General features: G+C 72.7%; 22 protein-coding genes and 2 tRNA genes. 10 read left to right on the forward strand and 14 right to left on the reverse strand.

Going from position 1 to position 24,369, the window contains the following annotated elements; translation table 11 throughout:
- Positions 1 to 21 precede the first annotated feature (21 nt).
- The 3 genes from QC029_RS02225 to QC029_RS02235 all read right to left on the reverse strand — a co-directional run bounded on the left by QC029_RS02225 (position 22) and on the right by QC029_RS02235 (position 2,836).
- Positions 22 to 831 (reverse strand): hypothetical protein, encoded by an 810-nt coding sequence (locus QC029_RS02225; protein ID WP_279553752.1) that lies wholly within the window; start codon positions 829 to 831, stop codon positions 22 to 24.
- Between the two features lie 274 nt (positions 832 to 1,105).
- Positions 1,106 to 2,506, reverse strand: coding sequence for a DUF2252 domain-containing protein (locus QC029_RS02230; protein WP_279553587.1), 1,401 nt, complete (start codon positions 2,504 to 2,506; stop codon positions 1,106 to 1,108).
- Positions 2,507 to 2,752: 246 nt separating this feature from the next.
- Positions 2,753 to 2,836, reverse strand: a tRNA-Leu gene (locus QC029_RS02235).
- A 315-nt stretch (positions 2,837 to 3,151) separates the two neighbouring features.
- On the opposite strand from QC029_RS02235, the gene QC029_RS02240 reads away from it, so the two are divergent.
- From QC029_RS02240 to pknB, 6 genes are all read left to right on the forward strand, one after another.
- On the forward strand, positions 3,152 to 3,958 hold the full coding sequence (locus QC029_RS02240; RefSeq protein WP_279553588.1) for a DUF3662 and FHA domain-containing protein: 807 nt from the start codon (positions 3,152 to 3,154) through the stop codon (positions 3,956 to 3,958).
- A 10-nt stretch (positions 3,959 to 3,968) separates the two neighbouring features.
- The gene (locus tag QC029_RS02245) at positions 3,969 to 4,469 is read left to right on the forward strand and encodes an FHA domain-containing protein (protein WP_279553589.1); all 501 of its coding nucleotides are present in this window, start codon (positions 3,969 to 3,971) and stop codon (positions 4,467 to 4,469) included.
- A 25-nt stretch (positions 4,470 to 4,494) separates the two neighbouring features.
- The gene (locus QC029_RS02250) at positions 4,495 to 6,111 is read left to right on the forward strand and encodes a PP2C family serine/threonine-protein phosphatase (RefSeq protein ID WP_279553590.1); all 1,617 of its coding nucleotides are present in this window, start codon (positions 4,495 to 4,497) and stop codon (positions 6,109 to 6,111) included.
- Positions 6,112 to 6,124: 13 nt separating this feature from the next.
- On the forward strand, positions 6,125 to 7,540 hold the full coding sequence (locus QC029_RS02255; protein ID WP_279553591.1) for an FtsW/RodA/SpoVE family cell cycle protein: 1,416 nt from the start codon (positions 6,125 to 6,127) through the stop codon (positions 7,538 to 7,540).
- Positions 7,537 to 9,003, forward strand: coding sequence for a penicillin-binding transpeptidase domain-containing protein (locus QC029_RS02260; protein ID WP_279553592.1), 1,467 nt, complete (start codon positions 7,537 to 7,539; stop codon positions 9,001 to 9,003). The genes QC029_RS02255 and QC029_RS02260 overlap by 4 nt, the downstream gene beginning before the upstream one ends.
- Positions 9,004 to 9,129: 126 nt before the next feature.
- Positions 9,130 to 11,142 (forward strand): Stk1 family PASTA domain-containing Ser/Thr kinase, encoded by a 2,013-nt coding sequence (gene pknB / locus QC029_RS02265; RefSeq protein WP_279553593.1) that lies wholly within the window; start codon positions 9,130 to 9,132, stop codon positions 11,140 to 11,142.
- Positions 11,143 to 11,277: 135 nt separating this feature from the next.
- Here pknB and QC029_RS02270 read toward each other — a convergent pair whose 3' ends face one another.
- The 5 genes from QC029_RS02270 to QC029_RS02290 all read right to left on the reverse strand — a co-directional run bounded on the left by QC029_RS02270 (position 11,278) and on the right by QC029_RS02290 (position 15,021).
- Positions 11,278 to 12,021 carry a class E sortase gene (locus QC029_RS02270; protein WP_279553753.1) on the reverse strand — a complete coding sequence of 248 codons (744 nt, stop codon included), beginning with the start codon at positions 12,019 to 12,021 and terminating at the stop codon, positions 11,278 to 11,280.
- Positions 12,022 to 12,064: 43 nt separating this feature from the next.
- On the reverse strand, positions 12,065 to 13,162 hold the full coding sequence (locus QC029_RS02275; protein ID WP_279553754.1) for a class E sortase: 1,098 nt from the start codon (positions 13,160 to 13,162) through the stop codon (positions 12,065 to 12,067).
- Between the two features lie 140 nt (positions 13,163 to 13,302).
- On the reverse strand, positions 13,303 to 13,956 hold the full coding sequence (locus tag QC029_RS02280) for an aminodeoxychorismate/anthranilate synthase component II (protein WP_279553594.1): 654 nt from the start codon (positions 13,954 to 13,956) through the stop codon (positions 13,303 to 13,305).
- Positions 13,953 to 14,138, reverse strand: coding sequence for a hypothetical protein (locus QC029_RS02285; protein ID WP_279553755.1), 186 nt, complete (start codon positions 14,136 to 14,138; stop codon positions 13,953 to 13,955). Before QC029_RS02285 ends, QC029_RS02280 begins: the two co-directional genes overlap by 4 nt.
- A 130-nt stretch (positions 14,139 to 14,268) precedes the next feature.
- Positions 14,269 to 15,021, reverse strand: coding sequence for a DUF881 domain-containing protein (locus tag QC029_RS02290; RefSeq protein ID WP_279553595.1), 753 nt, complete (start codon positions 15,019 to 15,021; stop codon positions 14,269 to 14,271).
- 163 nt (positions 15,022 to 15,184) lie between these two features.
- Here QC029_RS02290 and crgA point away from each other — a divergent pair, with 163 nt between their 5' ends.
- On the forward strand, positions 15,185 to 15,442 hold the full coding sequence (crgA, locus tag QC029_RS02295; protein WP_279553596.1) for a cell division protein CrgA: 258 nt from the start codon (positions 15,185 to 15,187) through the stop codon (positions 15,440 to 15,442).
- 262 nt (positions 15,443 to 15,704) lie between these two features.
- Here crgA and QC029_RS02300 read toward each other — a convergent pair whose 3' ends face one another.
- Together QC029_RS02300 and QC029_RS02305 are read right to left on the reverse strand one after the other, a co-directional pair.
- Entirely contained in the window at positions 15,705 to 16,595 is an 891-nt protein-coding gene (locus tag QC029_RS02300) for a rhomboid family intramembrane serine protease (RefSeq protein ID WP_279553597.1), read from the reverse strand.
- Positions 16,596 to 16,839: 244 nt separating this feature from the next.
- Positions 16,840 to 17,367, reverse strand: a complete 528-nt coding sequence (locus QC029_RS02305) for a peptidylprolyl isomerase (RefSeq protein ID WP_279553598.1) — start codon at positions 17,365 to 17,367, stop codon at positions 16,840 to 16,842.
- A 200-nt stretch (positions 17,368 to 17,567) separates the two neighbouring features.
- On the opposite strand from QC029_RS02305, the gene QC029_RS02310 reads away from it, so the two are divergent.
- Positions 17,568 to 18,224: a DUF5324 family protein gene (locus QC029_RS02310; RefSeq protein ID WP_279553599.1), complete on the forward strand. Its 657-nt coding sequence runs from the start codon at positions 17,568 to 17,570 to the stop codon at positions 18,222 to 18,224.
- A 165-nt stretch (positions 18,225 to 18,389) separates the two neighbouring features.
- Here the strand turns inward: QC029_RS02310 and QC029_RS02315 are convergent.
- Positions 18,390 to 18,462 (reverse strand) — tRNA-Ala (locus QC029_RS02315).
- A gap of 129 nt (positions 18,463 to 18,591) precedes the next feature.
- Between QC029_RS02315 and QC029_RS02320 the strand changes: the two genes are divergently transcribed.
- Positions 18,592 to 19,143 carry a DNA-binding protein gene (locus tag QC029_RS02320; RefSeq protein WP_279553600.1) on the forward strand — a complete coding sequence of 184 codons (552 nt, stop codon included), beginning with the start codon at positions 18,592 to 18,594 and terminating at the stop codon, positions 19,141 to 19,143.
- Positions 19,144 to 19,195: 52 nt separating this feature from the next.
- The gene (locus QC029_RS02325) at positions 19,196 to 20,614 is read left to right on the forward strand and encodes a serine/threonine-protein kinase (protein WP_279553602.1); all 1,419 of its coding nucleotides are present in this window, start codon (positions 19,196 to 19,198) and stop codon (positions 20,612 to 20,614) included.
- Between the two features lie 104 nt (positions 20,615 to 20,718).
- Here the strand turns inward: QC029_RS02325 and QC029_RS02330 are convergent, their stop codons facing one another.
- From QC029_RS02330 to QC029_RS02340, 3 genes are all read right to left on the reverse strand, one after another.
- A complete protein-coding gene (locus QC029_RS02330) occupies positions 20,719 to 21,999 on the reverse strand; it encodes a hypothetical protein (protein WP_279553603.1) in 1,281 nt (426 codons plus the stop codon).
- 20 nt (positions 22,000 to 22,019) lie between these two features.
- Entirely contained in the window at positions 22,020 to 23,972 is a 1,953-nt protein-coding gene (locus QC029_RS02335; RefSeq protein WP_279553604.1) for a VWA domain-containing protein, read from the reverse strand.
- A 203-nt stretch (positions 23,973 to 24,175) separates the two neighbouring features.
- Positions 24,176 to 24,310 (reverse strand): DLW-39 family protein, encoded by a 135-nt coding sequence (locus tag QC029_RS02340; RefSeq protein ID WP_217655894.1) that lies wholly within the window; start codon positions 24,308 to 24,310, stop codon positions 24,176 to 24,178.
- Positions 24,311 to 24,369: the final 59 nt, after the last annotated feature.

Consider the following 24,369-nt stretch of genomic DNA (forward strand, 5'->3'; position numbering starts at 1 on the left):
CCGAACCGGCCGCCCACGAACCTAGCCCGCCCGCCCCGGCCGCTCCCACCGACCCGCCTGTCCCACCTGCCCCGCCTGTCCCGCCTCACCGACCAGCTCGGCCAGACGCGCCTCCTTCTCGGCGATCCGCCCGCGCAGCTGCTCGGCGATCTCCTCCAGCAGGCCGTCCGGATCGTCGTGGGCCAGTCTGAGCATGGAGCCGATCGCGCCCTCCTCCAGTTCCGCGGCGGCCTCGGCCAGCAGCTCCTTGCGCCGCGCCAGCCACTCCAGGCGCGCGTACAGCTCCTCGCTGCGGGCGGCCTCCCGCTCCCCGGGGTCGGGGGGCCCGGCGGCCCACTCCTCGGCCAGCCCGGCGAGCGCCTCCTCGTCCCCGTCGGCGTACGCCTTGTTCACACGGGTCAGGAACTCCTCGCGCCGCTCGCGCTCCGCGTCGTCCTGCACCAGGTCCGGATGGGCCGAGCGCACCAGGTCCCGGTACAGGCGCCGGGCCCGCTCACCGGGCCGCACCCGCTCCGGCGGCCGCACCCGCTGCCCCGTGAGCATCGCGACGGCCTCCGGCGGCAGCCCGGCGGAGTCCATCCACCCCTGGTACAGCTCCTCCACGGCCGGCATCGGCAGGAAGGACGCCCTCGCCTCCTGCGCCCTGCGCAGGTCCTCGGGGTCGCCGGTGCGCGCGGCCACCGCCTCCGCGATCAGGACGTCCAGCTCCTCGATCCGGCCGTACAGCGGACCGAGCCGCTGCTCGTGCAGCCGGGAGAAGTTCTCCACCTCGACCCGGAAGGTCTCCACGGCGATCTCGTACTCGATCAGCGCCGTCTCGGCCGCGCGCACGGCCCGGTCGAGGCGCTCGACGGCCTCCCGATCGGCCTCGCGCGCGTCCTGCGTCTCGTGCCCGGCACGCCGGGCTTCCTGCTGGGCTTCCGGATTCACGGGCTTCCTCGCGACGGCGTTCCACTGCGCCCCCGGCCGGGGCTCCGCGCCGCGCCCGCCGGGGAGGCACCCCGGCCGGACAGCGGCGTCACCCGGCCAGCCTACGGCTCCCGGGGCCCTGACTCACCTGACCCACCCTCCCGGCCCCCGGCTCCGGCCCCGGTCGGCCCCGGCCCTACACCCCCTGCTCGGCCGCCAGCCGCCCGGAGCGCACGGCGGCCACCAGCTCCGCGTGGTCCTTCTCGGTGCGGTCGGCGTAGGCCACGGCGAAGGCGGCCACCGCCTCGTCCAGCTCCTCCGACCTGCCGCAGTAGCCCGCCAGCAGCCGCGGATCGGCGCTGTGGGAGTGCGCACGGGCCAGCAGGGCGCCGGTCATCCGCCCGTAGTCGTCGATCTCCCCGGCCGTCAGCGCAGCCGGATCCACGCTGCCCTTGCGGTTGCGGAACTGCCGCACCTGGTACGGCCGCCCCTGGACCGTCGTCCAGCCCAGCAGCGTGTCGGAGACCACCTGCATCCGCTGCTGCCCCAGCACCACCCGGCGCCCCTCGTGCTCCGGCTCCGGCTCGGCGAAGCCCGCCGACGCCGCGTACGGGCGCAGCACCGAGGGCCGGGCCTCCTTCACCTGGAGCACCAGCGGCTCCCCCCGGTGGTCCAGGAGCAGCACCACGTACGAGCGCGTGCCCACGCTGCCGGTGCCCACGACCCGGAACGCCACGTCGTGGACCGCGTACCGCGCCAGCAGCGGCAACCGGTCCTCCGGCAGCGTCCCCAGGTACTCCGCCAGCGAGGAGGCCACGGCCGCCGCCTCCGCGTCGGAGGCCCTGCGCAGCACGGGCGGGGCGTCGACGAAGACACGGCCGCCGTCCCCGGTCTCCCGGGTGGACTTTGCGGCGAAGCGGGCACTGGTGTTGCGCCGGGCCTTCTCCGCGACCCGCTGGAGGGTGCCCAGCAGGTCGTGGGCCTCGGCGTGCGAGACGAGCTCCTCGTCGGCGACGGCGTTCCAGGCGTCGGCCGCCGGCATCCTCGCCAGCAGCCGCAGGGTGTGCCGGTACGCCCCGGCCGCGTCGTGCGCCGCCGCCCGGCAGACGTCCTCCGCCGCGCCCGCCTCGCGCCCGGCCAGCACCAGCGAGGCGGCCAGCCGCTTGAGGTCCCACTCCCAGGGACCGCGCACGGTCTCGTCGAAGTCGTTGAGGTCGATGGTCAGACCGCCGCGGGCGTCACCGTAGAGACCGAAGTTCGCGGCGTGCGCGTCCCCGCAGAGCTGCGCGCCGACGCCGGTGGCGGGCGTGCCGTGCGCCAGGTCGTACGCCATCAGCCCGGCGGAGCCCCGCAGGAAGGAGAAGGGCGTGGCGGCCATCCGGCCGACCCGGATCGGCACCAGCTCCGCGATCCTGCCGTGGTTGGACTCCTCCACGGCGGCCACCGCGTCCGGCCGCCCCGGGACCGCGGAGAACCCGGCGTGCGCGCGCCTGGGCACCGCCTCCCGCAGCGCCCGGCCCGCCCGTTTCGGCGACTCCGGGCTCCGCCGGTCCGCGAACCCCGGCACGTACGGCAGCCGCTCGGACACGGCCCCCACCCCCTGCGCAACTCCCTGGCGGCCGGCGCCGGTCGGAAACGGCCGGAACCGACCGGTGACGATCAGCGGATCCGAAGGTACCTCCCCGTCCGGGCGACCGTCAGTCCCCGAGCCTCCGTCGGAGCGCCCCGGGAGGCCCCGGCCGATGGGACGGCCCCGAGGGCCCGGAGCCCCGAGGGTCAAGGGGCGCACAACGAAGCGAGCCTCTCACGGTGACTTCCGTCACCGTGAGAGGCTCGCTCTCTGTGCGCGAGGGGGGAGTTGAACCCCCACGCCCTTTCGGGCACTGGAACCTGAATCCAGCGCGTCTGCCTATTCCGCCACCCGCGCATGGGTGCTGCCGCTTTGATTCTCCCACATTCCCGGAGGGCTTCCGTCCGGTCCGGCGGGATCGCCTGGCGACACCCAGAACATTAGCACGCTGTCCGGGGTGGTCTCACACCCGTATCGACCGACCGCGGTTTGGGACACTGGTCCCGTGCCACCTCTACGATCCGTGTGAGGGTTGACACCCGCGCGCCGGGCCCCGGTGGGGAACCAGCCGTTTTCCCCGCGCGTGGATACGATCAGTAAGCAGTATCGGAGGCGACGCGTCGTGTGCGACCGGCGCACTAGAGCCGAGGACGTCGGGGAAGGAGGTGCACCGTGGGAGTTCTGAAGCGCTTCGAGCAGCGTCTCGAGGGTCTCGTCAACGGCACCTTCGCCAAGGTGTTCAAGTCGGAGGTGCAGCCCGTCGAGATCGCGGGCGCCCTCCAGCGCGAGTGCGACAACAACGCCACCATCTGGAACCGCGAACGGACCGTCGTCCCCAACGACTTCATCGTCGAGCTCAGCGCCCCGGACTTCGAGCGCCTCAGCCCGTACTCCGGCCAGCTCGGCGACGAACTGGCCGGCATGGTGCGCGAGTACGCCAAGCAGCAGCGCTACACCTTCATGGGCTCGGTCAAGGTCCACCTGGAGCGGGCCGACGACCTCGACACCGGTCTGTACCGGGTGCGCAGCCGCACCCTCGCCTCCAGCACCTCCCAGCCCCAGCACGGCGCCCCGCCGTCCGGCGCCCCCGGCGGCTACGGCTACCCGCCGCAGCGCCCGGCCGGTCCGCCCCCCATGCCGGCCGGTCCGCCGCCCGGCGGTCCGCCGGCGGCCCCCGGCGGGCCGGTGCCGGCCACCCAGACCCGGCGCTGGATCGAGATCAACGGCACCCGCCACCAGATCTCCCGCCCCACCATGGTGCTGGGCCGCTCCACCGAGACCGACGTGCGGATCGACGACCCCGGCGTCTCGCGGCGCCACTGCGAGATCCGGTCCGGAAACCCCACGACGATCCAGGACCTGGGCTCCACCAACGGCATCGTGGTAGACGGACAGCACACCACGCGCGCTACGCTCCGCGACGGCTCACGCATCGTCGTGGGCAGCACCACGATCATTTACCGGCAAGCCGAAGGGTGAAGCGGGGGCAATGTCAGAGCTGACCCTGACGGTCATGCGGTTGGGTTTTCTCGCCGTACTGTGGCTGTTCGTCATCGTGACCGTGCAGGTCATCAGGAGCGACCTCTTCGGCACCCGCGTGACCCAGCGCGCGGCCCGCCGCGCCGAGGCCCAGCGTCCTCCCCAGCCGCGCCAGGCCCCGCAGCAGGCGGCCCGCGGCGGGCGTCAGCGCCGCGGCGCCCCGACCAAACTGGTGGTGACCGAGGGGTCGCTCACCGGCACCACCGTGGCCCTCCAGGGCCAGACCATCACGCTCGGCCGGGCACACGACTCGACGATCGTGCTGGACGACGACTACGCCTCCAGCCGCCACGCCAGGATCTACCCGGACCGCGACGGCCAGTGGATCGTCGAGGACCTGGGCTCCACCAACGGCACGTACCTCGACCGGACCCGGCTCACCACGCCGACGCCGATCCCGCCCGGCGCGCCGATCCGCATCGGCAAGACGGTCATTGAGCTGCGGAAGTAGTGAACGCGACCATGACGACCGGAGGGTGGGCACCGTGCGGATGTACCCGGAGCCGACGGGCGAGGTGCGCATGAGTCTGTCACTGCGCTTCGCCGCCGGATCGCACAAAGGCATGATCCGCGAGGGCAACGAGGACTCCGGCTACGCCGGCCCCCGGCTGCTCGCGATCGCCGACGGGATGGGCGGCCAGGCCGCCGGCGAGGTCGCCAGCTCGGAGGTGATCTCCATCCTCGTGCAGCTGGACGACGACATCCCCGGCTCCGACATCCTCACCTCCCTCGGCACCGCGGTGCAGCGGGCCAACGAGCAACTGCGCGTCATGGTCGAGGAGGACCCGCAGCTGGAGGGCATGGGCACCACGCTCACCGCCCTGCTGTGGACGGGCCGGCGGCTCGGCCTGGTGCACGTCGGCGACTCCCGCGCGTACCTGCTGCGCGACGGGCGGCTCACCCAGATCACCCAGGACCACACCTGGGTCCAGCGTCTGGTGGACGAGGGCCGGATCACCGAGGAGGAGGCCACCACCCACCCGCAGCGCTCCCTGCTGATGCGCGCGCTGGGCAGCGGCGACCGCGTCGAACCCGACCTGTCCATCCGCGAGGTGCGCGCCGGGGACCGCTACCTGCTGTGCTCCGACGGCCTCTCCGGCGTCGTCAGCCACCAGACGATGGAGGAGACCCTCGCCGGCTACCAGGGCCCGCACGAGACCGTGCAGGAGCTGATCCAGCTCGCCCTGCGCGGCGGCGGCCCCGACAACATCACCTGCATCGTCGCGGACGTCCTCGACGTCGGCGACGACGACACCCTCGCCGGCCGGCTCAACGACACCCCGGTCATCGTCGGCGCCGTCGCGGAGAACCAGCACCAGCTCGGCGACCCCGGCACCCTCCAGACCCCCGCCGCCCGCGCCGCCGAACTCGGCCGCGGCGGCGTGCCCCAGCAGCAGTCGCCCGAGAGCCCGCAGGGCAGCTTCGGCCCGCCCGGCAGCGGCGGCGCGGCCGGGGCCGCCCCGCCCTCCGGGACCTTCGGCGCGTACTCCGACGGCGACTTCTCCAAGCCGCGCAAGCGGTTCAGGTGGCTCAAGCGGATCTTCTTCGCCGCGCTCGTCCTCGGTCTCCTCGGCGCCGGCCTGTACGGCGCCCACAGATGGACCCAGACCCAGTTCTACGTCGGGGCGGAGGGCGACCGCGTCGCCATCTACCGCGGCATCAGCCAGAAGCTGGGGTGGATCAGGCTGAGCGAGGTCGAACGGCACTCCTCGGTCGAACTCAAGTACCTCCCGACCTACCAGCGCAGCGAGGTCGAGGCCGGCATCTCCATGGACAGCCTCGCCCAGGCCGAGACCCGGCTCGGGAAGCTGGAGGAGCAGGCCGAGGTCTGCAAGATCGTCGCCGCGCAGCGCCAGGAGAAGGAGCGCGCGGACGCCGAGGCGGACAAGGACGGCTCCGCCCCCGGCGGCGCCGGGGCGGGCGACGAGGCGGGCGGCGGCTCGGAGCCGTCCGGATCCCCCGGCCCGTCCGCCACCTCCCTCAGCTCCGCCACCAATGCCAGCGACAGCACCAAGAGCTCGACCGCTCCCACCCCCGGCCCCACCCTTCCGGAGGAACAGCAGAGGCTCGCCAAGCAGTGCACCACGTCCTAGGGGGCCGCACTCCATGAGCACCACCAGTCACGCCACCGGCAACACCGGCAGCAACACGACGATCTCCTCCGGGGGGCTGCCCAGCCGCCGCAACACCGAGCTGGCGATGCTCGTCTTCGCCGTGCTGATCCCGGTGTTCGCCTACGCCAACGTGGGCCTGGCCATCAACGGCGAGATGCCCGCGGGCATGCTCGGCTACGGCCTCGGCCTCGGCCTGCTCGCCGGCATCGCCCACCTCGTGGTGCGCAAGTTCGCGCCGTACGCCGACCCGCTGATGCTGCCCGTCGCCACCCTCCTCAACGGGCTGGGCCTGGTCCTCATCTGGCGGCTCGACCAGTCCGAGAGACTCGCGCTGCGCGGAGAGGGTGCCGCGGCCCCCAACCAGCTGATGTGGTCCGCCCTGGGCATCGCGCTCTTCCTCGGCGTGCTGATCTTCCTCAAGGACCACCGCATCCTGCAGCGCTACACCTACATCTCCATGGTCGTCGCGCTGATCCTGCTGATCCTGCCGATGTTCTTCCCGGCGGTCTACGGTGCCAAGATCTGGATCACGATCGGCGGGATGTCCATCCAGCCCGGCGAGTTCGCCAAGATCATCATCGCGGTCTTCTTCGCCGGCTACCTGATGGTCAAGAGGGACGCCCTGGCGCTGGCCAGCCGCCGCTTCATGGGCCTGTACCTCCCGCGCGGCCGCGACCTGGGCCCGATCCTGGTGATCTGGGGCTTGAGCGTGCTGATCCTGGTCTTCGAGACCGACCTGGGCACCTCGCTGCTCTTCTTCGGCCTCTTCGTCGTGATGCTGTACGTGGCCACCGAGCGCACCAGCTGGATCCTGTTCGGCCTCACCCTGGCCGTGGTCGGCGCGGTGGCCGTGGCCAGCTTCGAACCCCACGTCCAGAGCCGCGTCCAGGACTGGCTCGACCCCTTCGCCCACGTCCGCGAGACCGGCGAGCGCACCCAGCCCGCGGAGGCGATGTGGGCCTTCGGCGCGGGCGGCATCCTCGGTGCCGGGCTCGGCCAGGGCAACTCCGACCTGATCGGCTTCGCCGCCAAGAGCGACTACATCTTCGCCACCATCGGTGAGGAGCTGGGCCTGACCGGCGTCATGGCGATCCTGCTGCTGTACGGCCTGCTCGTCGAGCGCGGCATCCGCACCGCCCTGGCCGCCCGCGACCCGTTCGGCAAGCTGCTGGCCGTCGGCCTCTCCGCCGCCTTCGCCATCCAGGTCTTCGTGGTCGCGGGCGGTGTGATGGCCCTGATCCCGCTGACCGGTATGACCATGCCGTTCATGGCCCAGGGCGGCTCGTCCGTCATCGCCAACTGGGCGCTGGTCGCGATCCTGCTGAAGATCAGCGACACCGCGCGCCGGCCCGCGCCCGCACCCGCACCCTCACCCGATGCCGAGATGACCCAGGTGGTCCGATCGTGAACAAACCCCTGCGCCGTGTCGCCATCTTCTGCGGCCTGCTCATGGTCGCCCTGATGATCCGCAGCAACTGGATCCAGTTCGCCCAGGCCGACGAACTGCAGAGCGACAAGCACAACCGCCGCGTCGCCATCGAGCGCTACGGCCAGCCGCGCGGCAACATCATCGTCGACGGCAAGGCCATCACCGGCTCGACCGAGGTCGAGGGCACCGACTTCAAGTACAAGCGGACGTACAAGAACGGCGAGATGTGGGCCCCGGTGACCGGCTACGCCTCCCAGGCGTACGGCGCCACCCAGATCGAGGCCATCTACGACGGCATCCTCACCGGCGACGACGACCGGCTGTTCTTCAACCGCACCATCGACATGCTCACCGGCAAGGACCAGAAGGGCGGCAACGTCGTCACGACGCTGGACGCCGAGGTCCAGAAGGCCGGGTTCGAGGCGATGGGCGACAAGAAGGGCGCGGCCGTCGCGATCAACCCCGAGACCGGCGCGATCCTCGGCCTGATCAGCACGCCGTCGTACGATCCGTCCGTCTTCGCCGGCAGCTCGTCCAAGGACGCCGAGGCCTGGGGGAAGCTCCAGAAGGAGAGCGACGAGGACGAGCCGATGCTCAACCGGGCGCTGCGCCAGACGTACCCGCCCGGCTCGACCTTCAAGGTCGTCACGGCCGCCGCCGCCCTGGAGGGCGGCCTGTACCAGAGCATCGACGAGAAGACCGACTCGCCGGACCCGTACGTGCTCCCCGGCACCAGGACCAACATGGTCAACGACGGCAACCACCCCTGCGAGAACGCCTCGCTGCGCGTGGCCATGCAGTGGTCCTGCAACACCGTCTTCGCGAAGATCAGTCACGAAGTGACCAACGAGAAGATGATCGAGTACTCCGAGAAGTTCGGCTTCAACCAGGAGCACTTCGTCCCGGTCCGTTCCGCCGAGTCCGTCTACCCCGAGGACATCCCCTCGCAGAACGCCCAGGCCGGCATCGGCCAGGCGTCCAACCGCGCCACCCCGCTCCAGATGGCCATGGTCGCCGCCGCCGTCGCCAACGACGGCAAGCTGATGGAGCCGTACATGATGGACCAGCTCGTCGCGCCGAACCTGAACGTCGTCGAGGAGCACAAGCCCAGGGAGATGGGCCAGGCGGTCTCGGGGGAGACCGCGCAGAAGCTCCAGCAGATGATGGAGACGGTCGTCGAGAAGGGCACGGGAACCCCCGCGCAGATCGACGGCGTCACAGTGGGCGGCAAGACCGGTACCGCGCAGCACGGCGAGAACAACGAGAAGAACCCGTACGCCTGGTTCATCTCGTACGCCAAGACCGCCGACGGGTCCACCCCGATCGCCGTGGCGGTCGTCGTCGAGAGCGCCGACGTCCTCCGCGACGACATCGCGGGCAGCAAGCTGGCCGCCCCGGTGGCCAGGGCCATGATGGAGGCGGCTCTCGACGGCAAGAGGTGACCGGGAGGCACCGGTCACGTCAGCGGTCGCGTCCCGGCCTACCACACGGTCCGGGTACCGTATGCCGAGCAGCACCGCCGGACCGCGCAGGGAGACGGTCAGGACGCACGGAGAGGGCTGGAGACTATGGAAGAGCCGCGTCGCCTCGGCGGCCGGTACGAGCTGGGCTCGGTGCTCGGCCGAGGCGGTATGGCCGAGGTCCACCTCGCCCACGACACCCGCCTGGGACGCACCGTCGCGGTGAAGACGCTCCGGGTGGACCTCGCCCGGGACCCCACGTTCCAGGCCCGCTTCCGCCGTGAGGCCCAGTCCGCCGCCTCGCTCAACCACCCGGCGATCGTCGCCGTCTACGACACCGGCGAGGACTACGTCGACGGGATCTCCATCCCGTACATCGTCATGGAGTACGTCGACGGCTCGACCCTGCGCGAGCTGCTCCACTCCGGACGCAAGCTGCTGCCCGAGCGCTCCCTGGAGATGTGCGTCGGCATCCTGCAGGCACTGGAGTACTCGCACCGCAACGGCATCGTCCACCGCGACATCAAGCCCGCGAACGTCATGCTGACGCGCAGCGGGCAGGTCAAGGTGATGGACTTCGGCATCGCCCGCGCCATGGGCGACTCCGGCATGACCATGACCCAGACCGCGGCCGTCATCGGCACCGCCCAGTACCTCTCCCCGGAGCAGGCCAAGGGCGAGACGGTGGACGCCCGCTCCGACCTGTACTCCACGGGCTGCCTGCTGTACGAACTGCTGACGGTGAGACCGCCGTTCGTCGGGGACTCCCCCGTCGCGGTCGCCTACCAGCACGTGCGCGAGGAACCGCAGCCGCCGAGCTCCTTCGACCCCGAGATCACGCCCGAGATGGACGCCATCGTCCTCAAGGCGCTCGTGAAGGACCCGGACTACCGCTACCAGTCCGCCGACGAGATGCGCGCCGACATCGAGGCGGCCCTCGACGGCCAGCCGGTCGGCGCCGCCGCGGCCATGGGCGCGGTCTCCTACGGCGCCGGCGGCTACCACCCCGACGACCAGCCCACCACCGCCCTGCGCGCGGCGGCCCCGCCGTCCGCCCAGACGTCCATGCTGCCGCCGACGCGCGAGGACGACGGCGGCTACGGCTACGACGAGCGGCCCGACCGGCGGCGCCAGGGCGGCGGACGCAACCACCTCTCCACGATCCTGCTGGTCCTCGGCGGCATCCTGGTCCTGGTCGGCGCGGTCTTCATCGGCAAGGTGATCTTCAGCCCCACCGAGAACAATCCGAAGGTGCCCGTCCTGACCGGTGACACCTTCTCCGAGGCCCAGCAGAAGGCCACCAACGCCAGGCTCGAGGTCGTCAAGGGCGCCAGCGAGTTCTGCGAGGAGAAGAAGGGCACGGTCTGCAAGACCGACCCGGTGGCCGGCACCGAGGTCGAGGAGGGCCACACGATCACGCTGATCATGTCCAAGGGCCCCAGCGAGATCGAGGTCCCGGACGTCAAGGGCGAGAACGCCGACGACGCCGAACAGGAGCTGAAGAACGCCAACTTCGAGGTCGAGCGCGCGACGGAGGTCTCGGAGCAGCCCGTCGGAACGGTCATCGAGCAGAACCCGCCGGGCGGCCAGAAGGCCAAGCCGGGGTCCACGGTCACCATCACGGTGGCCGCGGAGGACCCGCGGGTGACCGTGGCCGACGTCACCGGCAAGGACTTCGCGACGGCGGAGGCCCAGTTGAAGGCCCAGGGCTTCGTGGTCGAGAAGGCCGAGCAGGAGAACAGGGAGCAGCCCCCGAACACGGTCCTCTCGCAGACGCCCCCGGGCAACACCAAGGCCGACGCCGGCTCCAAGGTGACCCTGATCGTGGCCAAGGCGCCCGCGGAGGAGCAGGTGGCCGTCCCGGCCATCGCGGCGGGCACGCCGCTCAAGGACGCCCGCAAGGCGCTGGAGGACGCCGGGTTCAGCGTCAACGTGGCGGGCCCCAACGACGACAACGCCATCGCCCTCGGCACCGAACCGCCGGCCGGGACCCAGCTCAAGAAGGGCGAGACGGTCACCGTGCGCACCTTCGGCGGCGGAGGCGGCAACGGCAACAACGGAGGCGGCAACGGCGGCCCGGGCGGCGGCTTCATCGAGGGGATGGTCGGCGGGGACGACTGACCCTGCCGGGCGCCCCGCCGCCCGCGAGCCCGCACGGCACGCCCGAGGGCCCCGACCGGCTGCTGCCGGTCGGGGCCCTCGGGCGTCGTCGGGGCGGGTACGCGCGGTGGCTCGGCGCGCACCGGTCAGCACCGGTCAGCGCAGCTCCTCGGGCGGGGTGCGCTCCTCGTCCACCTTCTCGGTGCGCACCAGCTCGCCCCACACGATGTAGCGGTAGTCGGAGGTGAGGACGGGGGTGCAGGTCGTCAGGGTGATGTACTTCCCGGCCTTCTTCTTCCCCGACTCCTCGGGGACGTCCGCCAGCACGCCGACGTTGTACTTGGAGGTCTTGGGCAGCGTCTCGAAGACCTTGTAGACGTACCAGGTGTCCTCGGTCTCCACGACGATCGGGTCGCCTTCCCTGATCTTGTGGATGTCGTGGAACTTGGCGCCGTGGCCGTCGCGGTGCGCGGCCAGCGAGAAGTTGCCCTTGCCCTCCCACGGCGGCACGGCCTTCACGGGCTCGGTGTAGTAGCCGGCGACGCCCTTGTTCAGCTCCTCGGTGCCGGTGCCCTTCTTGATCAGCACCTCGCCGCCCATCGACGGCACGTGCAGGAAGCCGACGCCGTCCCCGCCCTCGTACTCCTTCTTCCCGGCACCGCCGTCCGGCCCGTCCTGCGCCCAGCTCTCGCGCACCTCGTTGCCGTCGCGTTCGGCCTCGCGGTTGGCGAGCACGTTCGTCCACCACAGCGAGTAGGCGACGAAGAGGCCCAGCACCACACCGGCGGTGATCAGCAGTTCGCCCAGCAGGCTGATGACGGCGGCGAGACACGAGCGTCCGCGGCGGGGGGCGGGGGGCGGAGCCGTCCGCGCACCGTTCTCCTGGTCGATCACTGTCACCCGACGCACCGCCCGCTCTCCTCCGCCGATCCTCCCGCGCAGGCTATCGGACGAGCGCGTCCGGTTTGCCCTCGCTCCGCGGACGCTCCTCGGCCAGTTCGCCCCAGACGATCATCCGGTACTTCGAGGTGAACTCGGGGGTGCAGGTGGTCAGCGTGATGTACCGCCCGGGCGCCTTGAAACCGCCCTGCTCGGGGACGGGTTCGATGACGCTGACGTTCGAGGGCGGGGTGGAGTCGAGACGGCTGGTCATCTCGTAGACGTAGTAGGTGTCCTGGGTCTCCACCACGATCGGATCGCCCGGATCGAGCCTGTTGATGTAGCGGAACGGTTCGCCGTGGGTGTTGCGGTGCCCGGCCACCGCGAAGTTGCCCTTCTCGTCCCAGGGCATCGCCGTCTTCAGGGGCTCCTCGCCGTAGTGGCCGACCATGCCCCGGTCGAGGACGCCGTTCTCGTCGACGCCCTCGGCGACGGGCACCTTCACGTCCAGCTTGGGGATGTGCATGATCGCGAAGCCCTGGCCGGGTGAGAACGCGCCCGGGTCCCGGTTCGCCCCCTCGTCCCCCTGTCCCCGCTCACCCCACTGCTGTTCCAGCTTCTTGGCCTCGTCGCCGGCCTGGAAGCCGGCTATCACGTTCGTCCACCACAACTGGTAGGACACGAACAGCAGCATCACCACGCCGAGGGTGATGAACAGCTCTCCGACGACCCGGCTGGCGATCACCATCGGGCTCTCCCGGTTCGCCCGCTGGGCCCGCCGCCGCGCGGCACGGCCGCCGGCCGGGGGCGGCGACGCGGCCCTCCGGCGCTCCGGACGCACGTCCTCCACCCGGCGCAGCGCCATCGTCTCGTCCGCCGCCGGGAGCCGCGCCTGGCGCAGCGTCATCGTCTCGTCGTCGAGGACGGGCGCCGGAGCGGGCTCGGGGACCGGCGGGACGGGCACGGCGGCCCGGGGCGGGGCCGGGGCCGGAGTCGGGGTCGGGGTCGGCGGGTGCGCCCCCGCGTACGGCTCCGCATGGGGCTCGTACGGCGGCGTGTACGCCTCCGGGCGCGCCTCCCGCGGTGTCTCCCGCGGCATCTCCCCCGGTGCCGGCTCCAGGCCCGGCAACGGGTCGTTCAGCGGGTCGGCGAGCCGTCCCACGGCGGCCTCGAAGGCCTGCTGCTCGGCTTGACCGGTGTAGGCGTCCGGGTAGGCATCGGGGTAGGCGTCGGCGGGCGGACCGGCACGGTGGCGCCCGGTGAGGGGGTCACCTCCGTAGGTGCCCTCCGGACGCAGGGCCGTCACGCCCCGACCACGGGGGCCAACCCCCGTGAGCGCTCCACGGCGCCGGTGTCGCCGCATCGCACGAGCCAGTTGGCGAGCATCAGGTGGCCCCACTCCGTGAGCACCGACTCGGGGTGGAACTGCACGCCCTCCACCGGCAGTTCGCGGTGGCGCAGGCCCATGACGACGCCCGTCTCCGTCCACGCGGTGACCTCCAGCTCCGCGGGAACGGTGGCGGGTTCCACCGCGAGCGAGTGGTAGCGGGTGGCGGTGAAGGGGGAGGGCAGCCCGGCGAAGACGCCCCCGTTCTCATGGCTGACCAGCGACGTCTTGCCGTGCAGCAGCTCCGGCGCCCGGCCGACCACGCCGCCGTACGCCACGGCCATGGACTGCATGCCCAGGCAGACGCCGAAGAGGGGGATCCCGGTCGCGGCGCAGTGCCGGACCATCTCGACGCAGACCCCGGCCTCCTCGGGCGTGCCCGGCCCGGGGGAGAGCAGCACCCCGTCGAAGCCTCCCCCCGGCCTCGCCGGGGAGGTCCCCGCGACCTGCTCGGGGCGGACCTCGTCGTTGCGGACCACCTCGCACTCGGCGCCGAGCTGGTAGAGGTACTGGACGAGGTTGAAGACGAAGCTGTCGTAGTTGTCGACGACCAGGACGCGCGCGCTCATCGGCCCTGCTCCTGTCCGGACCGGCCCTCGTCGACCGTCACGTCGCCGAACGGCAGCAGGGGCTCCGCCCAGGGGAAGACGTACTGGAAGAGCACGTAGACGGCCGCCAGGGCCAGTACGAGCGAGAGCAGCGCCCGTACGAGCGTGTTGCCCGGCAGATGCCGCCAGATCCAGCCGTACATGCCGTGTAGCCGTCCCTTCTGTTGCTCGCGCACCCCAGAGTACGGGTAGGCGGGCTCACCGGGGGGTCCAAGCGGCGCAATGCGTCGGACGCCACCCGGGCCCGGGCGGTGCCCGGGCACCGCCCGGCGTTCAGCCGGCCTCCGGGGCGCCCACCGGGGTGCTCTGGTGCAGGTCGACCGCGCCCGAGTAGCCGGGGAGCGTCACCTCGTCGTGCTCGTCCACCGACCAGCCCAGCCCGTAGGCGTCGACGTACTCGCGGTAGTTGCGGACGGCGGGCGCCCGGTCCAGCGCCTCGCGCATCCGGTCGGTGTCGCCGACGGCGGTGACGGTGTACGGCGGGGAGTACAGGCGGCCCTGGAGGATCAGGGTGTTGCCCACGCAGCGCACCGCGCTGGTGGAGATCAGCCGCTGGTCCATGACCCTGATGCCCTCGGCCCCGCCCGCCCACAGCGCGTTGACCACGGCCTGGAGGTCCTGCTGGTGGACGACGAGGTCGTTGGGCTGGGGCTCGGGGAGGCCGGGCATCCGGGCGACGGCGTCGGGCGGGGCGTCGTCGAGGGTGACGGTGAGCCCGGAGCCGGCCAGCTTCCGGGTGCCCGCGGTCCTCTCCAGCTCCTCGAAGGCGCGCTTCTCGGCCTCCGTGCCGCCGCTGTCGCGCCGGGCGAGGGCGTCGACCTCCCGGCGCAGCCCGTCCACGGAGGCGTTCAGGTCCTCGATGCCGTCGCTGCGGTCCTCGATGAGGTCGGACAGGCGCAGCATCGAGTCGTCGGTGCGCAGATCGGTGCCCTGCGCGGTGTTGAAACTGACCCAGAAGAGGAAACCGGCCAGGGCGAAGACGCCCGCCGTCGCGAGCCGGACGGGCCGGAAGCGGGAATTGGTCACCTTACCCTTGTCTCCTTCCAGCACGCGGAAGTACTACGCTAACGGAATCAGGCATCGTCCCCTCCCCGGCCTCCCGCCGGATCCCGAACCGGACTCCACCGGGGAGAGGGCCGTCACGAACAGGCCCGCGCGGTCACGCAGCGCATCGACAGGAGAGTCCCTCGTGCCGAAGTCACGGATCCGCAAGAAGGACGAGTTCACGCCGCCCCCGGCGAAGCAGAGCACGAGCATCAACCTCACGTCCGGGCGAAGCTGGGTCGCGCCGCTGATGCTGGCGCTGTTCCTGGTCGGACTCGCGTGGATCGTCGTCTTCTACGTGACGACGGGCGATCTGCCGGTCCAGTCGCTCGGCAACTGGAACATCGTGGTGGGCTTCGGCTTCATCGCGGCGGGGTTCGTCGTCTCCACGCAGTGGAAGTAGCCGGCACGACCGTGCGCGGCGGCGTTATCCACAGGTCTTCCACAGCCCTGGGAAAACTTCAGAAGATCTGTGGATAACTTTTCCCGCTTGGCTGTCGTTATGACTGGTGACCCTCGGTAGACGACCGGTTCCACCCCCGTCTCCCTGGGGAAACGCGCCCGCGCACGGCCGCCGACGCTCCTGTCGGCGGCCGCCCACACCATGCACAAGATCCGTCACCTGCTGTGGATAACCTCTGGCCACGGGTCTGCGGGCCGTGCGGTCAGCGTCCGAGCAGCTCCACCGTGCGGATCACGCAGACGGCCGCGATCACCAGCAGCACCGCCGCCATCGTGCCGTACTGCACCAGCGCCCGCCGCGCGCGGGGGGCGTGCACCATCGCGTAGGCGACGACCGCTCCCACCACCAGGCCGCCGATGTGGGCCTCCCAGGCGATGCCGGAGAACCTGAAGGTGATGACCAGGTTGATCGCCAGCAGCACCAGGATCGGGCGCATGTCGTACCTCATCCGCCGCATCAGCACGGCGGTGGCGCCGAACAGCCCGTAGATCGCCCCCGAGGCGCCCAGCGACTCCTGGTTCTGCGCGGCGAGCAGATACGTCAGGGCGCTGCCTCCCAGCGCGGACAGCAGGTACAGCGCCAGGAACCGCCAGCGGCCCAGCGCCGCCTCCAGCTGCGGGCCGAGCCACCACAGCGCCAGCATGTTGAAGCCGATGTGCCAGATCTCCTGGTGCAGGAAGGCGGAGGTCAGCATGCGGTGCCACTCGCCGTCCGCGACCCCGGCCCAGTCGGCCGCGGCCGGGTCGTAGGCGTGGCCCAGCATCGTCAGCGCCCCGACCAGGGACCGGTCGTCGGCCGCCAGCACCAGGAGGAACACCGCCACGTTGATGCCCAGCAGCACCTTGGTGACCAGCCGCGGATCGGCGGCGACGGTGCCGCCCGCCAGGGTGCGCGGCCTGGAGTCGCCCCCCGTACGGCCCCCGCCGGGGCCGCCGCGCACGCACTCGGGGCACTGGTAGCCGACCGAGGCCGGGATCATGCAGTCGGGACAGATCGGCCGGTCGCAGCGGGCGCAGGAGATGCCGGTCTCCCGGTCCGGGTGCCGGTAGCAGTGCGGCACGGCCGGCCGCGACCCGTCCTGCTGGTCCTCCATGGCCACCTCAACGCCCCCTCACGACGGACACGGCACGCTGCACACGGCTGTGGCGTACCCACGGAAACGGAGAACACCGGAGAACGCCGGGGAACACCGAAAACACCGGAGAACGCCGAGGAACACCGAGGAACACCGCCCCACCTGTCCTACGGACGGGCGGGACGGCGGGTTCCCCGGTCGGCCGCCGGGCGGATCCGGCGGTGCCGGCCGCCCGGCGGTGTTCGACGGCGTTCAGCGGCTTTCAGCGGCGCTCGACGACGACCGACTCGATCACGACGTCCTGCAGCGGACGGTCGGTGCGCGGGTTGGTCTGGGTGGACGCGATGGCGTCCACGACCCGCTGGCCCGCCTGGTCGGCGACCTCGCCGAAGATGGTGTGCTTGCCGGTCAGCCAGGCGGTCGGGGAGACGGTGATGAAGAACTGCGACCCGTTGGTGCCCGGACCGGCGTTGGCCATCGCCAGCAGGTACGGCTTGTTGAAGGCCAGGTCCGGGTGGAACTCGTCGCCGAACTCGTAGCCCGGGCCACCGGTGCCGTTGCCCAGCGGGTCGCCGCCCTGGATCATGAAGCCACTGATCACCCGGTGGAAGACCGTGCCGTCGTACAGCCTGTCGGTGGACTTCTGCCCGGTGGCCGGGTGGGTCCACTCGCGCTTGCCCTCGGCGAGTTCGACGAAGTTCTTGACCGTCTTCGGCGCGTGGTCAGGGAAGAGCCGGATGGTGATGTCGCCCTGGTTGGTCTTCAGGGTGGCATAGAGCTGCTCGGCCACGATCTACCTTCCATCTGCACGTTCGGAACCCCCCGATCCTCGCACAGCCGGACCGTCGCCACCGTTCGGCGGGGCGCCACCGCGGAGATCCGGTATAGCCCGTATGCCCGTTGGGGCATGCCTCGGCACCGTTGGGAAGGCATGATCTCCACCATGGGTGGAAGGCGGAAGACACACGCCACCGATGAGGAGGAGATCCCGTGACCCGCATGGACAGCGTGCGCAGCGCGACCGACAACGCGAGGGAGACCGTGCGGCACGCCGCGGAAGCGGTGGCGCCGAAGGTGGCCCTCGCGGCCGGACAGGCCCGGTCCACCGTGCGTGGGCAGTACGCCGCCCATGTCGTGCCGCGACTGGAGCAGGCCCGCGAGACGCTGCCTCCGGCGGTCGACCTGGCCGCCGCCCGGGCGGCCCACCGCACCCGCGAGGCCGCGCGCGCGGCGAGCGAGTACGCCGGTCCCCGCGTCGAGGCCGCCCGTGCCGCGGCCGGCCCGGTCCGGGAGGCGGCCGTGGCCCGTTCCACCGCGGCCGTCGCCGCGCTGCGCGGGGAACTGACCGCGGAGGACATCCGCAAGCTCGCGCGGCGCAAGGCCCGCCGGGCGCGCACGGGCCGGGCGTTCAGGAAGCTGATGGTGGTCGGCCTCGTCGCCGGCGGTGTGGCGGCCGCCTGGAAGTGGTGGGAGAAGCAGTCCAACCCCGACTGGCTGGTCGAGCCCCCGGCCGCCACCGAGGTCGGCAGCGACGCGGCCCTCATGGAGGGCACCGGCTCCGTCGAGCCGGAGGCCGAGGCCGGGGCCAAGCAGACCGACACCCAGGGCGTTCCCTCCGAGGCCGCTCCGTCGGACGAGGAGCGCTGACGGCGCCCGCCTCCCCGGCGGCCCCGCCGACCGCCTTCGCGCGCCCTCGTACGGCGGCACGACACCGGCCACGGCACCGCACCGGCCACGGCACGGCACGGCACAAAACAGCAGGCCCGGTACCGCGGGACCCATGGGGTCCACCGGCACCGGGCCTGTGTGACGTGGAGCTTAGGGGAGTCGAACCCCTGACATCTGCCATGCAAAGACAGCGCTCTACCAACTGAGCTAAAGCCCCGCCGCTCACCAGAGTACCCAATGACCCGGGTTGGTTCCGACCGGGTATCGCTCCGCGTGCGCCGCCTCCGTAGGATGCTCGGCAAGTTCGCTCCAGCGAAGCGGACACGGGGAGACAGGGGAGAGAGCGATGGACGCAGCACAGCAGGAGGCGACCGCGAGGGCACGGGAACTGCAGAGCCAGTGGTACGGCGAGCCCCTGGGCACCCTCTTCCGCCGCCTCATCGACGACCTCGGCCTCAACCAGGCACGGCTGGCCACGGTGCTCGGACTCTCGGCGCCCATGCTCTCCCAGCTGATGAGCGGTCAGCGCGCGAAGATCGGCAACCCCGCCGTCGTCCAGCGGGTCCAGGCGCTGCAGGAGCTGGCCACCGAGGTCAGCAAGGGCACCGTCACCGCCGCCGAGGCCACCCAGCGCATGGACGAGATCCGCCGCACCGCCGGCGGCAACGTGCTGACCTCCTCCACCCACGTCACCCCGTCCGGCGGCCAGGCGACGACCGTCAAGCGCGTCGTGCGCGAGATCCAGGCGTTGCTGCGCTCGGTCGCGGACGCGGCCGACATCATCGACGCGTCCGACTCCCTCTCCGGCAGCCACCCGGAGCTGGCGGAGTTCCTGAGGGTGTACGGCGCGGGCAAGACCGCCGACGCGGTCCGGCACTACGAGGCGCACCAGGCCTGAGCGCGGCGGACGACGGCAACCGACGGGACAGGGACGAGGCGGGCACGGCGCGATGGGTGAGATCTTCGCTGGTCGGTACGAGCTGGTCGACCCGATCGGGCGCGGCGGCGTCGGCGCGGTCTGGCGCACCTGGGACCACCGGCGCAGGCGCTACGTGGCCGCCAAGGTCCTCCAGCAGAGCGACGCGCACACCCTGCTGCGGTTCGTCCGCGAGCAGGCGCTGCGCATCGACCACCCCCACGTCCTGGCCCCGACGAGCTGGGCCGCCGACGACGACAAGGTCCTGTTCACCATGGACCTGGTCCGCGGCGGCTCGCTCGCGCACCTCATAGGCGACTACGGACCCCTGCCGCCGACCTATGTGTGCGCCCTCCTCGACCAGTTGCTGTCCGGGCTGTCCGCGGTGCACGCCGAGGAGGTGGTGCACCGCGACATCAAGCCCGCCAACATCCTGCTGGAGGCCACCGGCACCGGCCGCCCCCACCTGCGGCTGTCCGACTTCGGCATCGCGATGCGCAAGGGCGAGCCGCGGCTGACCGAGGCCGACTACGTGGTCGGCACGCCCGGGTACTTCGCGCCCGAGCAACTGCTGGGCGCCGAACCGGACTTCCCCGCCGACCTGTACGCGGTCGGGCTGGTGGCGCTGTACCTGCTCACCGGCCGGAAACCGGACTCCCAGGCGCTGGTGGAGGCGTACACGGGCGGGGTGCCGCCGACGCCGCAGGACGTACCCGAGCCGCTGTGGCAGGTGCTCGGCACCCTGCTGCACCCCGATCCGGACGCCCGTTTCCGCACGGCGACGGGCGTGCGGAAGGCGCTGGCGTCCGCCGTGGAACTGCTGTCGACGGACACCACGCTGGAGCAGGAGGTCGTGGAGGTCTTCGACCAGATCGGGCCGCTGCCGCCCGGTTTCGGGCCGGACGGGCCGGAGGAGGGGCGGGACGGCGGTGAGGGCCGGGGCCGGGAGGCCGCCGGGCCCTCCGCGTTCCCGCCCTCGGACACCGGCAGCTTCCACCTCCCCCCGCCCGTGCGGGAGGTGTCCGCCGGGGAACCGCCGCGGGCCCCGGAACGGCCCGCCGCACCGCCGGCCCCGCCGGTCCGGACGCCGGCGCACGGAGCGGCATACGGAGCGGCCCATGGACCGGCGCACGGACCGGCGCACGGGCCGGCCCACGAACCCGCACCGCAGGCGACCACGCAGACGTCCCGTCCGGCCGCCGCGCAGCCGTATCCGCCGTCGTACCCGTACCCGGCGCCGCCCCACACCGGTACGCCCCCGACGCGGCCCTACACGGCCGCTCACCAGCCCTCCCCCTCCGCCGGTCCCGCGCCCGCCGCGCCGGCGCGCACGTCGCACCGCGCCCCCGCGGCGCGCCGGCCGGGGCCGCCCCCGAAGGTGGCGTTCCCGCTCCTGGTGCTCGCCCTGGTCTGCATCGCCGTCGGCGTCTGGGCGCTGACCCAGGCCCCCTGACCCGGGCTCCCCGACCCTGGACGTCCCGGAACGCACTGGAACGCCCCGGAACGCCCCCGGAACATCGGGACTCGGTACCGGTCGGCGCCGACGTCACGCCGACGTCAGCCCCGGGCCGCGCTCCGCCGGGCGAGGAGCGTCCACAGGCCGAGCCCCACCAGCAGCGCGGTCCCGGTCCCGATGCCGGCCCAGCCCACCAGCCGCAGGGTGCCGCCGTTGCCGGCCTCCGCCTGGCTCAGACCCCTGGCCGCGGCTTCGCGGTCGTCCTCGGTGACCGCGAAGCCCGCCTCGGCGGCGTTCCCGTCGTACCCGGGCCCGGGCCCCGGCGTGCCCTCGACCGTGGTGCGCAGCACCACCGGCACCGCGCCGTCGACGGACTCGGCCAGTCCGGCGCTCGCGTGCACCGCGATGTAGTACCAGCCGGAGAAGCGCGTGCGGCCGAGCTCCGTGGCGCCGTCGAAGCGGTTGGCGAAGGCGACGCGCCGGCTCTGCAGGGAGTGCGCGGCGGGCTTGTCCGCCTGGTAGCCCACGCCGTGGGTGCTGATCCGTCCGCGGGCGGTGTTGTAGAAGTCCACCCGGAAGGCGCCGCTGACGTAGGGGGCGTCGTCCTCCCCGGTCCTGGCGGTGCCGAACTCCACTTCGGTGAAGAGCTGCTGGCCCCAGTCGAGCGGCACCTTGTAGAAGCGGGTCTCACCCGGCCGCAGCCGGTCGCTCCAGTTGCCCTCGTCCATGCCCGGGGCGTCGTTGAACCCGGTGCCGCCCTCGATGGGCCTGGCCTCCCCCGGCGGCGGCCCCGGCGGGACGGGCGTCTCGGCCGCGGGCGGGGTGTCGGGGACGGGCTTCCTCAGCCCCGGCTCCCGCATGAAGCGGATCTCCAGCGGCCAGCGGGTGGGGTCGGAGGTCCCCGCGCTCTCCCGCTCCACGGAGAAGTGGTAGACCCCCCGCTTCTGGCAGTAGCCGTCCTCCCTGATCATGCGCCAGGCGTGGTCGGCGATCGGCCGGGCGGAGCCGTCGCCGCCGAAACTCACGTCCGCGTCGCCGCAGTTGGTGCCGTCCGTGGCCTCCAGGACCACCTTGATGCCGTCCATGCCGTTGACCCGGCTGCCCGGTTCCGGCAGGGCGACCGCGGATATCCAGGCGTTGGAGGTGTCGTCCAGCGTGACGCTGTAGTACCTCCGCTCGCCCGGCCCGATGTCGTCGGTGTAGACGCCGGGTTCGATGGCCGGGCCGTGGGCGCTGCTCTCACGGCCCTCGACGGGCCGGGCGCCGGGGGCCGTCTCGTACGCGGGCAGGTCGTCCGGGCCGGCCGCCCGCGCCGCCACCGCCGTGCCCGGCAGGGCGGCGACCGCGCACAGCGCCGCCGTGGCGGCCAGTCCGCTCCTCACCGTGCGCCCCGTACGCCCCTTCACCACGCGCCACCCCTCGTCGTCCCGTTCGTGCCGTCGCCCCCGGCCTCCGCCGTACGTGCCGCCGTACGCCTGCGCGACCGTGCGTACGCCGCGGCCAGTACGGCCGCCAGCACCGCTCCCGCGCCGCCCGTCGCCGCGGCGACGGCCGGACCGGACCATCCTGCACCGCCGGGGCCGGAGCTGTCGCGGGCGGCCCCCGCCGCCCGCTCCCGCACCGCGGGCGCGCCGTGCTGCGGCCCGGTCCTCTCCTCGCCGATCACCGCCACCCGCAGGACGAAGCCGACGGCGACGTTCTCGGCGAGCCGCGCGGCGTTCGGGTCGAGGCCGACCCCGATGTAGTACTCGCCCGCGCGCCGCACCGGCACCGCGCGGGCCTCGTCCTCCCAGCGGTTGGTCCACGCCACCGGCACCGTCCCGTTGGACACCGCCGCCGGCTCGCCCCGGTAGAGGGCGTCGGTGTCGAACTCCGAGGTGGGGCGGACGGGCACCCGGGTGGGGCCGTACACGTCGGTGCTCACGTACGTCAGCACCCCGGCCGGGTCCTCGACGGTCGGCTCGTTGCCGAACTCCACGTCGTACCGCAGCTGCTGGCCCCAGCCGACCCGCACCCGGTACCAGCGGGTCTGGGCGGGCAGCAGTTCGTCGCGCCACACGCCGGGGCCGACGCGGCGGGCGTCGTTGAAACCGGTGCCGCCCTCGACGTCGCGCGGCGGGGAGGTGGGCAGGGGCGCGTCCTCGCCGCCGGGGCCGTAGTCGGGCTCGGAGTGCGCCGGGACGGTGCCCTCGGCGAGCGGCTTCTCGGTGGCGAACAGCAGCTCGATCGGCCAGCGGCCCCGGTCGGAGTCCGGCCGGGAGTGCCGTTCGACCTCCAGCAGGTAGCGGCCGGGCCCGTCGCAGCCGCGGTCGCCGCCGGCCGAGGGGACGCGGCTGACGGCGGCGGTGACCGGCATGGCTCCGGCGCCCTGCCCGAAACGGCCCCAGGCGCTGTCGCACCGCGGACGGTACCTCTCGTCCCGGACCAGGGTGAGCCGGAGCCCGTCCGTGGAGGCGGCCGGCACCCCGGGCTGGGGCACGGCCGTCACCGCGAGGTCGTCGGCGGCGGAGGCGGTGGAGTCGCCCAGTTCGGCGGCGTACCAGCGCTTCTCGCCGGGGCCGATGGTGTCCGTGTACTGGCCGGGGGTGATCGTGGGGGCGTCGTCCGCGGTCCGCCCGCCGGTGATCCGCTCGCCCTCCAGCCGGTAGCCGCCGGCGGAGAGCCGCGAGGCGCGCTGGAGCTGGCGGGCCAGGGCCTCCGCGTCGGGCGCGTCGTAGTACGAGCCGTGGCCGGCCGCGGCGACGCACCTGAGCTGCTCGCGGGCCTCTCCGTCGACCTGGAAGCCGATGGCGTCGATCCGCAGGGTCGCCGAGGAGGGGCCCTTCCCGCCGAGCTCCTCGGCGACCTCGCACGGGTCGGGGGTGCCGCAGGTGTCCTCGCCGTCGGAGACCAGCAGGATCGTGCGGCGGTCCCAGGAGCCCTCGGGCGCCCGGGGCAGGTCCTCGGCGGCCCTGCGCAGCGCCAGTCCGATCGGGGTGTCGCCCCTGGGCTCCACCCCGGCGACGGCCCGCTTGATCGCGGCGCGGTCCAGCGGCTCCACCGGCCGCACCAGACGGGTGTCGGTGCAGCCGCCCGGCCGGTCGGCGCCGTAGACCCGCAGTCCGGTGGGGTGGCCGTCGGGGAGGGCGTCGACGACCGTGCCCACGGCGCGCCGGGCGGCCTCGATGCGGGTCCCGCCCGAGCCGTCGTCCTCGGCCATCGAGCCGGAGGAGTCCAGCACCATCACCAGGGAGCCGTTGTCATCCGCAACCGTCCGTTGGGCCGCCGGAGCCGCGGCGGCGGGCGGGGCGGCGGCCAGGGCCAGGAGCGTCCCGCCCGTCAGTACCGCGGCCATACGGCGGTGGCGTCGTGTCATGGCTTGCTCCCCCTCGGTGCACCGCGTCCGGCGGCTTTGCGTAAGCACCGTACTTATTTGCTAACGCACATTCAAGGGGTCTGCCGCCACGGCCTCGCGACACGTCCCGCCGCGCGTCCCGCCGCGCGTCCCGCCGGGCCCGGGGACGGCGAGGCCCCGGCCGGGAGCCGGCCGGGGCCTCGCGCCAAGTACCGGGATGCTCTTCAGACGCCCGAACCTGCGGGCACGGAGTCGGTCGCCTCCGTCCACAGATCCTGCTCGGCGCGGTCCGCCTGGATCTGGCGGTACACGAGGAGCCCGCCGACGGCGGCCAGTGCGATCAGGAGAAGCTTCTTCACCGCGCTACCTCGTCCTTCATAGACGTTGGGACCTACTGGCGCCCGATGATACCCAAGCG

Origin of the sequence: Streptomyces sp. DH37, from assembly GCF_029813835.1 — a bacterium.
GTDB lineage: Bacteria > Actinomycetota > Actinomycetes > Streptomycetales > Streptomycetaceae > Streptomyces.

Excerpts from the sequence above, each read along its gene's own strand:
- QC029_RS02245 (WP_279553589.1), top strand. The coding sequence starts at position 3,969 with ATGTCAGAGCTGACCCTGACGGTCATGCGGTTGGGTTTTCTCGCCGTA.
- QC029_RS02255 (WP_279553591.1), top strand. The coding sequence starts at position 6,125 with ATGAGCACCACCAGTCACGCCACCGGCAACACCGGCAGCAACACGACG.
- pknB (WP_279553593.1), top strand. The coding sequence starts at position 9,130 with ATGGAAGAGCCGCGTCGCCTCGGCGGCCGGTACGAGCTGGGCTCGGTG.
- QC029_RS02280 (WP_279553594.1), bottom strand. The coding sequence starts at position 13,956 with ATGAGCGCGCGCGTCCTGGTCGTCGACAACTACGACAGCTTCGTCTTC.
- QC029_RS02285 (WP_279553755.1), bottom strand. The coding sequence starts at position 14,138 with ATGTACGGCTGGATCTGGCGGCATCTGCCGGGCAACACGCTCGTACGG.
- QC029_RS02300 (WP_279553597.1), bottom strand. The coding sequence starts at position 16,595 with ATGGAGGACCAGCAGGACGGGTCGCGGCCGGCCGTGCCGCACTGCTAC.
- QC029_RS02320 (WP_279553600.1), top strand. The coding sequence starts at position 18,592 with ATGGACGCAGCACAGCAGGAGGCGACCGCGAGGGCACGGGAACTGCAG.
- QC029_RS02325 (WP_279553602.1), top strand. The coding sequence starts at position 19,196 with ATGGGTGAGATCTTCGCTGGTCGGTACGAGCTGGTCGACCCGATCGGG.
- QC029_RS02335 (WP_279553604.1), bottom strand. The coding sequence starts at position 23,972 with ATGACACGACGCCACCGCCGTATGGCCGCGGTACTGACGGGCGGGACG.